10 protein-coding genes and 2 pseudogenes are annotated in these 14,850 nt (G+C 72.2%); 5 read left to right on the top strand and 7 right to left on the bottom strand.

Annotation, left to right across the window (positions count from 1 at the left end):
* Positions 1-499: pseudogene (locus QM633_RS13655) on the bottom strand (hypothetical protein); the annotation flags it as partial.
* Entirely contained in the window at positions 492-1,004 is a 513-nt protein-coding gene (locus QM633_RS13650) for an RNA polymerase sigma factor (protein ID WP_415154311.1), read from the bottom strand. The pseudogene QM633_RS13655 and the gene QM633_RS13650, both read right to left, overlap by 8 nt.
* Before the next feature lie 417 nt (positions 1,005-1,421).
* Here QM633_RS13650 and QM633_RS13645 point away from each other — a divergent pair, with 417 nt between their 5' ends.
* Positions 1,422-2,384, top strand: a complete 963-nt coding sequence (locus tag QM633_RS13645) for an aldo/keto reductase (RefSeq protein ID WP_415154310.1) — start codon at positions 1,422-1,424, stop codon at positions 2,382-2,384.
* Between the two features lie 233 nt (positions 2,385-2,617).
* Here QM633_RS13645 and QM633_RS13640 read toward each other — a convergent pair whose 3' ends face one another.
* The 3 genes from QM633_RS13640 to QM633_RS13630 form a co-directional block, all read right to left on the bottom strand.
* On the bottom strand, positions 2,618-3,793 hold the full coding sequence (locus QM633_RS13640; protein WP_415154309.1) for an MFS transporter: 1,176 nt from the start codon (positions 3,791-3,793) through the stop codon (positions 2,618-2,620).
* A gap of 250 nt (positions 3,794-4,043) precedes the next feature.
* Positions 4,044-5,366: a D-alanyl-D-alanine carboxypeptidase/D-alanyl-D-alanine-endopeptidase gene (gene dacB / locus QM633_RS13635; protein ID WP_415154308.1), complete on the bottom strand. Its 1,323-nt coding sequence runs from the start codon at positions 5,364-5,366 to the stop codon at positions 4,044-4,046.
* A gap of 92 nt (positions 5,367-5,458) precedes the next feature.
* Positions 5,459-6,049 (bottom strand): TetR/AcrR family transcriptional regulator, encoded by a 591-nt coding sequence (locus QM633_RS13630; RefSeq protein WP_415154307.1) that lies wholly within the window; start codon positions 6,047-6,049, stop codon positions 5,459-5,461.
* 82 nt (positions 6,050-6,131) lie between these two features.
* On the opposite strand from QM633_RS13630, the gene QM633_RS13625 reads away from it, so the two are divergent.
* Together QM633_RS13625 and QM633_RS13620 are read left to right on the top strand one after the other, a co-directional pair.
* Positions 6,132-10,529 carry an acyl-CoA dehydratase activase-related protein gene (locus tag QM633_RS13625; RefSeq protein WP_415154306.1) on the top strand — a complete coding sequence of 1,466 codons (4,398 nt, stop codon included), beginning with the start codon at positions 6,132-6,134 and terminating at the stop codon, positions 10,527-10,529.
* Positions 10,530-10,597: 68 nt separating this feature from the next.
* Positions 10,598-11,719: pseudogene (locus tag QM633_RS13620) on the top strand (glycosyltransferase); the annotation flags it as partial.
* 116 nt (positions 11,720-11,835) lie between these two features.
* Here QM633_RS13620 and QM633_RS13615 read toward each other — a convergent pair.
* Together QM633_RS13615 and QM633_RS13610 are read right to left on the bottom strand one after the other, a co-directional pair.
* A complete protein-coding gene (locus QM633_RS13615) occupies positions 11,836-12,630 on the bottom strand; it encodes a phosphatase PAP2 family protein (RefSeq protein WP_415154305.1) in 795 nt (264 codons plus the stop codon).
* A gap of 9 nt (positions 12,631-12,639) precedes the next feature.
* The gene (locus QM633_RS13610; protein ID WP_415154304.1) at positions 12,640-13,044 is read right to left on the bottom strand and encodes an NUDIX hydrolase; all 405 of its coding nucleotides are present in this window, start codon (positions 13,042-13,044) and stop codon (positions 12,640-12,642) included.
* Between the two features lie 34 nt (positions 13,045-13,078).
* On the opposite strand from QM633_RS13610, the gene QM633_RS13605 reads away from it, so the two are divergent.
* Both QM633_RS13605 and purT read left to right on the top strand, forming a co-directional pair.
* Entirely contained in the window at positions 13,079-13,444 is a 366-nt protein-coding gene (locus QM633_RS13605; RefSeq protein ID WP_415154303.1) for a hypothetical protein, read from the top strand.
* 190 nt (positions 13,445-13,634) lie between these two features.
* Positions 13,635-14,843, top strand: a complete 1,209-nt coding sequence (gene purT / locus QM633_RS13600) for a formate-dependent phosphoribosylglycinamide formyltransferase (RefSeq protein ID WP_415154302.1) — start codon at positions 13,635-13,637, stop codon at positions 14,841-14,843.
* Positions 14,844-14,850: the final 7 nt, after the last annotated feature.

Here is a 14,850-nt window from a genome sequence, read left to right as displayed (position 1 = left end):
TGCCGCCGATGATGTAGAACGCACTGCCCGCCCACAGGCTGATCGCGCCGTAGCGCTGGCCGATCGGGATCGGAGCGGTCTTCTGCCAGGAGCCCGCGGCGGAGGGCTCGGCCGGGACCGTCGCGTCACCGCCGGTCCGCAGGACGAGGGCGCCGGCCAGCGCCACGACGACGGCGATGGCCGCGATCGCAGCGACGGCGGCCCGGGGACGGCGGCGTCGGGGACGGCGGCCCGGGGACAACGAGGGTCCCTCGACGAGTCCAGCGGGAGGGCTGGGCAGCTCGGCAGCGGCACCGGACGGCTCGTCTGCCGCACCGGAGGGCTCGTCAGTGGCACCGGACGGCTCGTCAGTGGCGGCCATCCACATCGAACCCGCCAGCGCGGCACCGCTCAGCAGTGCCGGATCCAGCGCGGGAAAGACAGCGCCGGCGGCCCGCTCGTCGAATAGGCGCTCGAACGCGCGCTCGGCGCGTCCCTGCTCGGTGAACGGGTCAGGCATGATCGTCCTCCTGCCAGGTGGCTCGCAGCGAGGCCAGTGCCCGGTGCACCAGCGAGCGCGCGGTGGGCTCCGCGACGTCGAGGACCAGCGCGATCTCGGCGAAGCTGAACTGTTCGTAGAAGCGCAGGACGAGGGCGGCCCGCTGGCGCGGCGACACGGACGCGAACAGCCGCCCGGCCGCGTCGGCGTCGTCGGCTGCGGCGAAGTGGTCGGACGGATCGGCGGGCTCATTCGGGGTGATCGCGAGCACCTCGCCGCGGAACTTGCGCCAGCGGGAGATGTTCGCGTTCAGGATCGAGCGGCGCACGTATGCGTCCGCATGGCCGACCACTTGGCCCCAGCGGGGATACAGGCCGATCAGCGCGTCCTGGACGGCGTCGCTCGCGTCCTCCCGGCTGCCGCAGATCTGGTACGCGAACCGCTGCAGCGCCGGCGAATGGAGCTTCACCCATGCCTCGAACGAGGGTTCGTCGGCCCCGTCCGCCACTGCCGCCTCCAGCGTCATGCCCGGTTAACGCGAATCCTGCCCGATTCGTTGCACTCCCGAGGCCCGGACGCGCGTCGGCCGCGAGTTCAGGACCGACTGGTCGCCCCTCGGCCGCGCGGACCGGCGTCCGGGGGCTGCCTCGACCGAACGGGAAAGGAACCGTCCCCCGAACGGGAATGGGGACAGTCCAGCGAACGGGAATGGAACCGTCCCCTGTCCATTCAGGGGACGGTTCCATTCCCGTTCGCTGGTCCGTCCCCAATTCCGTTCAGGTGTCGGAGGACGGCGGGGCGGGGTCGATGCGTCGAAGGGACGCGGTCGGCGAACATCGCCCTGACGAGAGATGGGGTGGGCCGTATCGACAGAGTGCGACGACAGCAGCGAGTGGTTGCCAGGCTCGCCGCGTCCCCTCCGGTACGGGGATAGCCTTCGGCCATGAGGTACGGGTCGCTGGGCAGGAGCGGACTGATGGTGTCCGCGGTCGGGGTGGGCTGCAACGCGTTCGGCGCGCGGATCGGTCCCGAGCAGGTGCAGGCGGTGGTGGACGCGGCCGTCGACGCCGGCATCACGCTGTTCGACACCGCCGACTCCTACGGCGACGGGGCCAGCGAGGAACTGCTGGGGCGCGCCCTCGGCTCACGCCGCGAGGACGTGATCGTCGCGACCAAGTTCGGGATGGGTGAGCACACCGCGGAGCACTTCGGCGCCCACGGTGGGCGTCGCTACGTCCGGCGAGCGGTCGAGGCCAGCCTGCGCCGGCTCGGCACCGACTACATCGACCTGTACCAGTTGCACCGGCCCGATCCGGTCACACCGATCGAGGAAACCCTGGAGGCGATGGGAGAACTCGTCGCCGAGGGCAAGGTGCGCTACCTCGGCTCGTCGAACTTCTCCGCGTGGCAGGTCGTGGACGCCGACTGGGTCGCGCGCACATCGGGCCTGCACCGGTTCGTCTCCGCCCAGAACGAGTACTCCTTGTACAACCCGGCGGCAGAGCGGGAGCTGGTGCCGGCCTGCCGCCGCGTCGGAATCGGGATCGTGCCGTACTTCCCGCTGGCGTACGGGCTGCTGACCGGCAAGTACAGGCGCGACCAGCGGGCGCCGGAGGGCTCCCGGCTGGCCCGCGGCGACCAGGCGTCTCGTCTTGCCGGAGCCGACTGGGACCGCATCGACGCGCTGCAGGCGTTCGCCGACGCGCGCGGGATCCCGCTGCTCACCCTCGCGATCGGTGGTCTGGCCGCTCGCGAGGCGGTGGGCAGTGTGATCTGCGGGGCCACCAGGCCAGAGCAGGTCGCGGTGAACGCCGCCGCCGGGGAGTGGGTGCCGAGCGCGCAGGACCTCGCCGAACTCGACGAGCTAGATCGGCAGCCGGCGTTCAGCTACACCACCTTCGCCTGACCGACCGTCCGCTCCTCGCCCGGGGCGGGACCGGCGGCCACCCGCGGCTCAGCACGCCCGGCTCACGACGGCCGGCTCGAACTGACCGGCTCGGGACGGGGAGCCACCCGGGCCGCTCAGGACGGGTAGCCGCCACGGCCGGCTCAGGACGGGTAGCCCGCGACGGCCGCTCCAGGCCGGCCGGGCAGTCGGCTCAGGACGGTCCCGCGGTCTGCCCGATCGGGACCGCCGGCTCAGGTCAGCGACGCACGACCCGCCCGCAGCCCGAGGACGGCCTGCACGACCGCCAGGGCAGCGACAGCCGCCACAACGACTCCCCAGTGTGTTGCCGCAGCGAGCCAGCCGGCGGCGATCGGGCCGACCGCAGCGATCAGATAGCCGATCGACTGGGCCATCCCCGAGAGCCGGACGGTCTCCGCGGGCGTGCGGGTGCGCAGCGGCGGGAGTGCCAGCGCGAGCGCGAAGGACGCCCCGGCCGAGGCGCCGGCGAGCGTGACCCACACCCAGACCAGCCCGGGGAGGGCCAGAGCGCCGAGGGCACCGAGGGCCATCAGCGCCCCGGTCGCGGCGCAGAGCAGCCCCTGGTCGCCGAGCCGGTCGGCCCAGCCGGCGGCGACCGGTCCGGCGATGACCCCGACGACCTGGAACCAGAAGAGCAGCCAGCCCGCGGCGGCGGCGTCCATGCCCTGCGAGATGGCGATCGTCGGCAGCCAGGTGACCATCAGGTAGAACGACAGCGACTGGAGCCCGAAGAAGCCGGTCACCTGCCAGGCCAGCACCGAGCGCCACGGGGTCGGGGCGGGCGGGACCGGGACCGGGACCGGCGCGGATGCCGCTGCGTCCATTCGCCGCGAGGTCATCAGCCAGGCCGCCAGTGCGACCAGCGTCGGGACCGCCCACACGGCGAGACCCGGGCGCCAGCCGCCGAGAGCGGAGCTCAGCGGCTCCGACAGCCCCGACGCGAGCGACGCCGCGATGCCCATCACCGCCGAGTAGATGCCGGTCGCCAGCGACACCCGGGCAGCGAACTCGCGCTTCACGATGCCGGACACGACGACGTTGCCGATGGCGATCGACAGCCCGATCAGGACGGTGCCCAGCCAGAGGGCACCGGGGACGGCGAGCGAGCGGATCCCGATCGCGACGGCGATGCCGGCGAGGGCGATCGTGACCGCTCGGCGGTGGCCGGTGCGGGCCGTCAGTGCGTGGACGAGGGCGGACGCGGCGGCGAAGCAGAGCAGCGGGATCGAGCCCAGGACGCCCTGCGCGACCGAACCCAGCCTCAGGTCGGTGGCGATCTCGCCGAGCACGGGTCCCACGGACGTGATCGCCGGCCGCAGGCACAGCGCGATCAGCAGCACGCCGGCGAGCGCACTTCCCCGGATCCGTCCAACCCCACTCCTCGACACGGGAATGCAGGCTAGCCCACCCGCCCGAGCCGGCCTCCCGGGGAGCAGCTTCGCCCCGTCAGCCCTCACGCTGTGGGAGCGGGAGAGGGAAGGACGGGGCTGACGGGGAAAGGAACCGTCCCCCGAACGAGAAAGGGGGGCGGACGAGCGAACGGGAAAGGAACCGTCCCCTGGTGTCCCAGCGACCGCCCCCTGGTGTCCCAGCGCAGCGCCGGTGTCCCGGCGAGAGGGGGAGCGGGACGGGGGTGGGTCAGCGGCAGCCGCAGCGGGCGAGGACGGCGGCTTCCCGGTCGAGCCAGTTGTAGACGCGGTAGTAGCTGGACGCCTTGTTGCCGATCTCGGCGAAGACGAGGGTGGCCCCGTCGGCCGTCGTCACGTAGCCGGCGAGGGACGCCAGGCCGCTGAGGGTCCCGGTCTTGGCGTGGACGACGTGACGACCGGCCTTCTCCGACGGGTCGTCGAAGCGGCTCTTCAGCGTGCCGCTCTCCCCGGCCACCGGGAAGCCGTCGACGATCGGCGCGAACGCGTCCTGGGTCACCGCGATCCGCACCGCGGCCGCCAGCACGGTCGCGGTGAGCTTGTTCGCCGGCGCGAGCCCGCTGCCGTCCACCAGCTTCAGCCCGGACGTCCACAGCCCGCGCGCGGACAACCACGCCTTCACGTTCGCCGCAGCACCGGTAAAGCTGCCGGCCCTGCCGTTCGCGATCGCCGCGTGCCTCGACAGCGTCTCCGCGGCCACGTTGTCGCTCTGCCGCAGGGTGCGGTGGATGATCCGCTCCAGCGTCGTGGACGTGACCCGGGCCAGTTCGGTGCCGGCAGCCGTCGCCCTCCCCGAGGCCACGGAGGTCACCCTGATCCCCGCGGCGGCCAGTCTCTTGGCGAAGGCCCGTGCGGCCGTCTTCGCCGGGTTCGCGGACGCGCGTCCGCCCGAGACCTTCCCCGAGTTGATCTCCAGCGCCGCGACCTTCGCCTCCCAGCCCTTCCAGGACGACTTCCACGACGAGTTCCACAGCGGTCCGCTGAACAGGGACGCGTCGTAGCGCAGCGCCACCTTCCTGGTCCCGGACGCCTTCAGCGCCGCGGCCGTCGCCTTCGCCAGCTTCTGCAGCGACGCGAGCTTGTAGGTCGAGGTGGACGTCTTGTCGGTGAGCAGCGGGTCGCCGCCGCCCACCAGCACGATCCGGCCGGAGCCGGCGTCGAGGACGCGGGTCGCGAACGTGCGGTCCGCGCTCAGGGTGGCCAGCGCCGTCATCGTCGAGAGCACTTTCATCGTCGACGCGGGGGTGAGCGGGGTGTCGGCGGAACGGTCGGTCAGCACCGTCCCGTCGGTCGTGGTGACCACCAGGCCGACCTTCCCGATGCCCGACCTCGAGACCTTCTTGAGCAGTTCGGCCAGGACCGCCGGGTCCGGCAGCGGCGCGGCCGCCTCGCCGGCGGCGGCGGGGACGGCAACGCTCCGGACACCGTCGGCAGGCACGAAGGCGGCCGAGGGGACGGCCGAGGGTCCGACCAGGACCGCCAGGGCGAGGAGGAGACAGGCCAGCAGCTGTGGCCGGCGTCGTTGCTGCCGCATCGCGCCATCATCGCAGAGCCGGCCGACCGGGCCCACCCCCCGCGGCGGCGATCGGGCTCACCTCTCGACGGCCCGTCGAGACCACGCGCGGGTCAGGACGCGGCCGGCGTCCCGGCCAGGGCGGCCCTGAGCATGCGGACGCCGAGGTCTCGATAGGCGACCTGGTCGACCGCGAGCCCGAGCCCGCGCTGCACCGCATACCCGGTGATCAACGACATGATCACGTTGGCGATCGCGGACGCGTCCGCGCCGGGCGCGTGCGCCTCGCACCAGCCGTGGATGAAGGAGACGATGCTGGCCTTGACCGTCCCGACCTCGCCCTTCAGGAGTTCCCACAGCAGCGGTTCCGACTTCGCTCCCGCCCAGATCTGGAGCAGCAGTTCCGGCGTCGTGTCGTCCTCGGTGACCCGGTTCAGCGCCGCCTCGAACAGCTCCGCCGGCGACAGGCCGGTGGAGGTGGACATGATCATGCCCATCGGCACGGCCATCGCCCCGCGGCCCACCTCGAGAACCAGCCGCTCCTTGCTGCCGAAGTGGTGATAGATCGCGCCGGCCGAGGTGCCCGAGGCCGCGATCACGTCCGAGATGGACGTGCCGGCCACGCCACGGTCGCGGATCAGCGCCGTCGCGGCCTGCAGAATCGCCTCCCTGGCGCCGGGGGCCCGCCGGTCGGTGACGTCCATACAGTCAGACTATCCGCACTTGTGCGTATCTGCGGTACGGTGGAGCCCGGTAGCAGAACGATCGTTCTGGACGGAGGCGGGCATGGACGACGCGATCGCGCTGGGGCTCGACATCGGGTCGACCACGGTGAAGGCCGTCGTCCTCGACGGCACCGCGATGCTCTTCCACGCCTATCGCCGGCACAACGCGGATGCCCGCGGCGCCCTGCGCGAGCTGCTCGGCGAGATCGCCGAGCGGTTCCCCGGCGCCGAGCTGCGCTGCGCGGTGACCGGCTCCGCCGGCCTCGGGGTCGCCGAGGTGATGAAGGTGGAGTTCGTGCAGGAGGTGATCGCCTCCACCGAGGCGATCGAGCGGTTCGTGCCCCAGGCCGACGTCGTCATCGAGCTCGGCGGCGAGGACGCCAAGATCACCTACCTGCACCCCGTCGTCGAGCAGCGGATGAACGGCACCTGTGCCGGCGGCACCGGCGCGTTCATCGACCAGATGGCCACCCTGCTGCACACCGACGCCGGCGGCCTGGACGCGCTGGCCGCCGAGCACCGGCACCTGTACCCGATCGCGTCCCGGTGCGGTGTGTTCGCCAAGTCCGATCTGCAGCCGCTGCTCAACCAGGGCGCCGCACACACCGACCTCGCCGCCTCGGTGTTCGCCGCGGTCGCGACCCAGACCATCGCGGGCCTCGCCTGCGGCCACCCGATCCGCGGCAACGTGGTGTTCCTCGGCGGCCCACTGCACTTCCTGCCCCAGCTGCGCGCTGCGTACGAGCGGGCGCTGGCCGACCAGGTCGACTCGTTCACCACGCCGGAGAACGCGCACCTGTACGTCGCCATCGGCGCCGCGCTGCTGGCCGGCTCGACCGGACGGAGGACCGGCACGACACCGGCCGTGCGCGTCGACCACCTCGCCGCGCGCCTGCGCGAACGGGTCGTGATCCCGCTGGCGAGCGCCCGGCTGCGTCCGCTGTTCCGCGACCAGGCCGAGCGGGACGAGTTCACCGCCCGGCACGCCAGGGCGACCATCCCGAAGGGCAGCCTGGCCGACGCCTGCGGACCGTTGTTCCTCGGCATCGATGCGGGCTCGACCACGGTGAAGGCGGTGCTGCTCACGGCCGAGGGCCGGATCGTGTTCGACCACTACGAGGGCAGCAACGATCCCGTCCACCTGTCCCTGGGCATCCTGCGCCGCATCCTCACCGGGCTTCCCGCGGACGCGTGGCTCGCCCGCGCCTGCGTGACCGGCTACGGCGAGGGTCTGGTCCGGGCTGCGCTGCGGCTGGACGACGGCGAGATCGAGACCATGGCCCACTACCGGGCGGCCGAACGGGTCGCACCCGGGGTCACCTCGGTGATCGACATCGGCGGCCAGGACATGAAATACCTCAAGATCCGCAACGGGGCGGTCGACTCGATCTCGGTCAACGAGGCCTGCTCGTCGGGCTGCGGCTCGTTCCTGCAGACCTTCGCGGCGTCCATGGGCACCGACGTGCAGAGCTTCGCCGCCAGCGCGCTGGCCTCCTGTGCGCCGGTCGACCTGGGCACCCGCTGCACGGTGTTCATGAACTCCTCGGTCAAGCAGGCCCAGCGCGAGGGCGCCAGCCAGGGCGACATCGCGGCCGGGCTGTCCTACTCCGTGGTCCGCAACGCGCTGTACAAGGTGATCAAGCTCAAGGACGTCAGCCAGCTCGGTGACGTGGTCGTCGTGCAGGGCGGGACCTTCCTGAACAACGCGGTGCTGAGGGCGTTCGAACTCCAGACCGGCGCGCAGGTCGTGCGCCCCGACATCGCGGGGCTGATGGGCGCCTACGGCGCCGCGCTCACCGCGCAGCGCAACTGGACCGACGGCGAGCGGTCCCAGGCGCTGGCGCTCGACGAACTGGACGGCTTCGAGGTGGACACCCGGCTCGACACCTGCCGGCTGTGCCAGAACCACTGCCAGCTGACGATCTCCACCTTCGGCGACGGCACCAGGCACGTGTCGGGCAACCGCTGCGAGCGCGGAGCGAGCACGGAGAAGGTGCCGCCGAAGTCGGAGCTGCCGAACCTGTTCGACTACAAGTACAAGCGCATCTTCGGCTACCGCCGGCTGACCGCCGACAAGGCCCCGCGCGGCGACATCGGCATCCCCCGGGTGCTGAACATGTACGAGAACTACCCGCTGTGGTTCACGGTGCTGAGCAGCCTCGGCTTCCGGGTGACGATCTCGGGACGCTCCAGCCACGAGTTGTTCACCGCCGGCATGGAGTCGATCGCCTCAGAGAACGTCTGCTACCCGGCGAAGCTCGCACACGGGCACATCGAACACCTGCTGGACAAGGGGATCCGCACGATCTTCTATCCGTGCGTTCCGCTGGAGGCCAGGGAGTCGGCCGCGTCCGACAACCACTTCAACTGCCCCGTGGTCGCGTTCTACCCGCAGGTGATCGAGAAGAACCTGGCCCGCCTGCAGGAGCCCGGCGTGCGGTACCTCGCGCCCATGCTCAACCTGGCCGAGCCGGAGTTCCTCGCCTCCCGCCTGGTCGAGGTGTTCGCCGACTGGAACGTCACGCTGGAGGAGGCGAGCGCCGCCGTCGAGGCCGGCTACGCGGAGGACGCGAGGGTGAAGGCCGACATCCGGGCCGAGGGACGCCGCGCGCTGGAGTACATCGCCGAGCGGGGGATCAAGGGGATCGTGCTGGCCGGGCGGCCCTACCACGTCGACCCCGAGGTGAACCACGGCATCCCCAGCCTGATCAACGGGCTCGGCATGGCCGTCCTCACCGAGGACGCGATCCTCGACCCCGACCAGACCGTGCTCTCCCGGCCGCTGCGGGTGCGCGACCAGTGGACCTACCACACGCGGCTCTACGAGGCGGCGGCGCGGGTGGCCGGCCGGCCAGACCTGCACCTGGTCCAGCTGAACTCCTTCGGTTGCGGGGTGGACGCGATCACGACCGACCAGGTGCAGGAGATCCTCGAGCGGGCCGACGACATGTACACGCTGCTGAAGATCGACGAGGTGTCCAACCTGGGCGCGGCGACGATCCGGCTGCGGTCGATGAAGGCCGCCGCCGCCGAACGGCGCGGCTCGGCCACGATCAGCACGTTCGGACCGCTGGCGGAGCGTCGGCTGTTCGACGAGGAGGCGCGCCGGACGCACACGATCTACGCCCCGCAGATGGCACCGGTGCACTTCCGGCTGGTGGTGCCGGTGATGCGCAAGCTCGGCCTGAACGTGCAGCTGCTGGAGCACGCCTCCGCCGACGACATTGAGGTCGGACTGAAGTACGTCAACAACGATGCCTGCTTCCCCGCCATCATGGTGGTGGGCCAGCTGGTCAACAAGATCCGTTCCGGCGAGGCCGACCCCGACCGGACCAGCGTGGCGATCACCCAGACCGGCGGCATGTGCAGGGCGACGAACTACGTCGGCCTGCTCCGCAAGGCGCTCGCCGATGCCGGGTACCCGCAGGTACCGGTGCTCGCGATCAGCGTCCAGGGCCTGGAGAAGAATCCCGGCTTCAGGCTCACCCCCGCCCTGCTGGTACCGGCGGTCCAGGCGCTGGTGCTGGGCGACCTGCTGCAGACCGTGCTGCTGCGGGTACGTCCCTACGAGGTGGAGCCGGGCAGCGCGAAGGCGCTCTACGACCGGTGGGACCGGATCTGCCAGGAGTTCCTCCAGTACAGCGGCTACTCGGCCACGCTGGGCCGCAGCATCGGCTACCCGGCACTGATCCGCCGGATCGTGAAGGACTTCGATGCGCTGCCGCTGCGGGACATCCCGCGCAAGCCGAGGGTGGGGATCGTCGGCGAGATCCTGGTGAAGTTCCATCCGGACGCCAACAACCACGTGGTCGACGTGGTCGAGGCGGAGGACTGCGAGGCCGTCCTGCCGGGCATGCTGCAGTTCTTCATGATGCCGCTGTACTCCTCGGCCTACCAGTTCGAGACGCTCGGGATCGGCGCCCGCTCGCACCACGTCAAGATGCTCGCCACCTGGCTGATCGAGAGGTTCCAGCAGCCGGCGGCGACCGCACTGCGCCGCTCGGGGAAGTTCGACGTACCACCGCGGATGGCCGACCTCGCGGCCAAGGCCGACGGGATCATCTCGCTCGGCACCCGCGCCGGCGAGGGCTGGCTGCTGACCGCGGAGATGGTCGAGCTGATCGAGATCGGCGCGCCGAACATCATCTGCGCGCAGCCGTTCGCGTGCCTGCCCAACCACGTCGTCGGCAGGGGCATGTTCGCCGAGCTGCGTCGCCGCCACCCCGAGGCGAACGTCGTCAGCGTCGACTACGACCCGGGCGCGTCGGCGACGAACCAGCTGAACCGGATCAAGCTGATGGTGGCGACCGCCCACAAGCGGCACGGGGCGTCCGGCCTGGATCGCTTCGAGGAGCTGCCGCCGCCGGAGGCCGCCGGCCGCCGCAGCCCGCGGAGCCTGACCATCACGCCGGTCTCGCCGGTCGACGCGTGGGAGGACGTCCCGGCCGGGCGGCTCTGACGCCGACGACCGGGCCGGACGCGGCACCGCGTTCTGACAAGTCGGCCACGGGATGCCAGCATGGGAGCATGCCACAGGCACTCCCGTCCGCCCCGCAGCGGCTGACGATCGCCGAGTTCACGGACAACTACGGTCCCGCGCTCTCGGGAATCCTCTACGCCGTCCAGTTCCTCGAGGAGCAGGTGCTGGCCGCAGGGCACAAGGTCCTGCTGGTCGCTCCGGAGGCGAAGGGACCCAACCCGCACGCCAGCCATCCGAACCGGCGCGAGATCCGGCTGCCCAGCGTGGCGATCCCCGGCATGAACGTGCGGCTGAGCATGGGCCAGGACTTCGACTACCGGCTCGCCCAGATGGTCGCCAACCCGCCGGACGTGATCCACGTCCACGGACTCGGCCCGATCGGCCTGCTCGGGATGTGGGTGGCCGAGCGCACCGGGAAGCCGCTGCTGGTGACCTGGCACACCGACTTCGAGGCCTACGCCGACCACTACTGGCACGTGGCGCCGTTCCTCAACGCCGCATACAAGCTGCTCGAACTGCACCGCGCGGAGAGCACCTGGGCGGAGCTGAAGAAGCTCAAGCTGAAGCGTCCGCGCCGCGGCGGCGCCCAGGTCGCGCTGCTGGAGGTGGCCTCGAAGATGCTCACCGGGGCCGACCTCGTCACCACGCCGTCGGGCAAGACGGCCGAGCGGGTGCTGGAGATCGCCCCGGCCGCACGGGTACGGGTGGTGCCCAACGGCACCGACGCGCTGCCCGAACTCCCGCCCGTGCGCAGGGGGAACGGTCCCCGGCTGATCTACGTGGGCCGAATCTCTCTGGAGAAGAGCATCGACCTCGTCCTGGACGCGTTCGAGCTGGTCAGGGACGAGCGCCCGGACGCCGAGCTGGCGATCGTCGGGGACTGGAAGCACACCTCTCCCGGCCTGCGGCGGCAGCTGCAGAAGGCGGCCCGCTCCGGCGGCGTGATCCTGCCCGGGCAGATCGCGCGGGAGAAGCTCGGCGCCTGGTACGCCTCCGGCGACGCGTTCGTGTTCGCCTCCGTGACCGACACCCAGGCGCTGGTGCTGCACGAGGCCGCGCACGCCGGCCTGCCGTTCGTGATGGTCGACCCCGAACTCCGGCTGGTGGTCGACCCGGGCGCCAACGCCGTCCTGGCCCGGCCCAACGCGATCTCGCTCGCCGGCGCGATGCTGTCGATGATCGACGCGCTGGCCGATCCGGCGTTCCGCGCCTCGGCGTCCGCCCGGAGCCGCGAGCTGGCCGCACGCTGGACGATCGCCAACCAGTCCCGCGAGATGATCGGGATCTACGAGGACATGGCGGCCGGACGCACCGTCGAGGTCTCCGAGGGGATCGCTCCGGACTTCGGACGACGGGTCTTCCCCACCCGCAAGGTGACCGCACCGTTCGACCCGGCGGAGCCGGCACCGGCGCTGCCGTCCCCGCCGAAGCAGCCGTCCCCGCCCAGGTAGTTCCAGGCCAGGAGCCCCGCCGCCACGCCGTTGACCGCGCCCGCGAGGACGTCCGAGGGGTAGTGCATGCCGGTGTGGACGCGCGCCCACGCCAGCAGGGACGGCCACACCAGGCAGCCCGAGCCGGCCAGCGCACGCAGCGTCGGCGAGTGGACGCCGCGGGCCAGCCGCGCGTAGACCACCATCAGCGCGACGGTCGCACCGAGGTGGCCGGACGGGAACGATGAGGTCGGCTGCTCGTGGTCGAGGCGGGGAACCTCGGGGCGGGGCCGGTCCACCACCGCGCCCGCGCCGAGGTAGGTGGCCGTCTCGATCACCAGCGCGACCGCGGGCAGGGCCGCGCCGCGCGGGTTCCGGGTGCCCAGGCCGAGCGCGGTCGCGGCCACCAGCCCGTGCAGCACGCTGGCCGGGACGTCGGCGGCGTTCGACACGAGCTTCGCCAGCCGGTCACGGGCCGGCGTCCGGTGCCGCTGGAGCCGGAGGATCGCCGCTGTCTCCCGGTCCCGGAGGCTCGCGCTGCCTGCGACGGTCCTGCCGACCACGACGTTGACCGCCACCAGGACCGCGCTGGGGAGGAGCAGGCGGACGGCGGCGTCCCTCAGCAGCGACGACGGTGTCTCGGCGGGCACGGCGGGAGCCTACGGCCGGGTCAGCGCGGGCAGGACCGCGTCGGCCAGCAAGGGGGCGAGGTCCTCGGGGTAGGGGCCGGCCGCGTCCTGCCAGCGAAGCTCCTCGGTCTCCGCCGACGGCTCCCCGACCGGGATGCCGGGGTGGCTGAACACCTCCGCGACCACCTCGCGTCCCTGCTCGTTCGCCGCGGCGGAGGCGAACCGTCCCAGGTACACCAGCGACGCGGGGTCGAGGACGGCGCCCACCTCCTCGGCGGCCTCACGGACGGCGGTCGGCTCGGGCGACTCCCCCGGCTCGGGTTTGCCGCCGGGGAACATGAACCGGGTCGTGCCCCGCTTGCGGACGGTCAGCACCAGGCCGGACCGGTCGCGGAGCACGACAGCGCTGACCGTGATGGGTGAGGATGGGGACACGCGAGCAGGATAGGCGTCCGAGGGGAGCAGTGCCGTGGCCGATTCACCGCAGGACTACCTGGACGCCGCGCCGGACGCGGGGCGGCCCTGGCTGGAGGAGTTCTGGTCGCACGTGGGGCGCAGGGCACCACGGCTGGCACCCGTCATGTTCCGGGGCGTCCCGATGTGGAAGTTCGCCGACAGCTACCTCAAGGGCTACGTGATGTTCACCGCCGCCAGCAGCCACTTCTCCGCGCACGCGATCGACTTCGACCTGGTCGCCGACACCAGGGCGGCGATCCCCGGCGCGTTCGGCGGCAAGGGCTCGGTGAGCGTGAAGTACGCCAACACCGCAGCGAAGCCGGCACTGGAACAGTTCGTCGACGCCGTCCTGTCCCGGCACGGCTTCCTCGACACCTGACCCGCGGCAGGAGGCACGGCCCCGCCGTCACCGCACGAAACGAACCGTCCCCGGTCACCGGCACGAGGAGAGCTGCCCCGCCACCGGTACGAGGCGAGGCCGTCCAGTACCCGCTCGAGGGGAGAGTTCCCGGGTGCCGGGTGCTGGACGGCCGGCCGGAGCGGGGCGGCCGGTTGGTTGGATGGGGCCCGTGAGCGATGCCCTCGTCGAGATCGGGACGCCGCTGTCGGCGTCCGCCACCAGGGTGCTGCTGCTCGGCGCCGGCGAGCTCGGCAAGGAGGTCGCGATCGAACTGCTGCGACTCGGCGCGGAGGTGGTGGCGGTCGACCGGTACGCCGGCGCGCCCGCCATGCAGGTCGCCCACCGCTCGCACGTCGTCGACATGCTCGACCCGGACGCCCTGCGCGCCGTCGTGGCCGTCGAACAGCCGCACATCGTCGTGCCCGAGGTGGAGGCGATCGCCACCGCCGCCCTGGCCGAGGTCGAGGCCGCCGGCATTCGGGTCGTCCCGACCGCACGGGCCACCCGGCTCACCATGAACCGCGAGGGCATCCGGCGGCTGGCCGCCGAGGAGCTGGGACTGCCCACCTCGCCCTACCGGTTCGTCGCGACCGAGTCGGAACTGGCGGACGCGACGGCCGCGCTGGGTTTCCCGTGCGTCGTGAAGCCGGTGATGTCCTCCTCGGGCAAGGGCCAGTCGGTGCTGCGCGACGCCGCCGATGTCGCCCCGGCCTGGCGGTACGCGCAGGAGGGCGGACGGGCCGGCGCAGGACGCTGCATCGTCGAGGGCTTCGTCGAGTTCGACTCCGAGATCACCCTTCTCACCGTCCGTCACGTCGGCGGGACATCCTTCCTCGACCCGGTCGGGCACGTCCAGGTCGACGGCGACTACCGCGAGTCGTGGCAGCCGGCCGCCCTGTCGGCGGCTGCGCTCGCGCGGGCGCAGGAGGCCGCGCTGACCATCACCGCGGCGCTCGGCGGCTGGGGCCTGTTCGGCGTCGAGCTGTTCATCGTCGGCGACGACGTGCTGTTCTCCGAGGTCAGCCCGCGTCCGCACGACACCGGCATGGTGACGATGGTCTCGCAGGACCTGTCCGAGTTCGCGCTGCACGCCCGCGCGGTGCTCGGGCTCCCCGCCGGCGGCACCGTGCGGATCGGCGGCGCCGGAGAACCCGCCGCCGCGTCCTGCGCGATCCTGGCCGAGGGCACCGGCGTGCCGCGGTTCACCGGTGTGGACGCGGCGCTCGCCGTCCCGACCTCCCAGGTGCGGCTGTTCGGCAAACCGTCGGTGGCCGGACGCCGCCGGGTCGCGGTCACCCTCGCCCGCGGAGCCGACGTCGAGGAGGCCCGGCAGCGCGCGAGGGACGCGGCGGCCGCGCTGCGCGTCCACCTGGACTGAGTCGCCC

The organism is Propionicimonas sp., assembly GCF_047606205.1.
Lineage (GTDB): Bacteria > Actinomycetota > Actinomycetes > Propionibacteriales > Propionibacteriaceae > Propionicimonas.
This window is presented reverse-complemented; position numbering and strand designations above follow the sequence as displayed.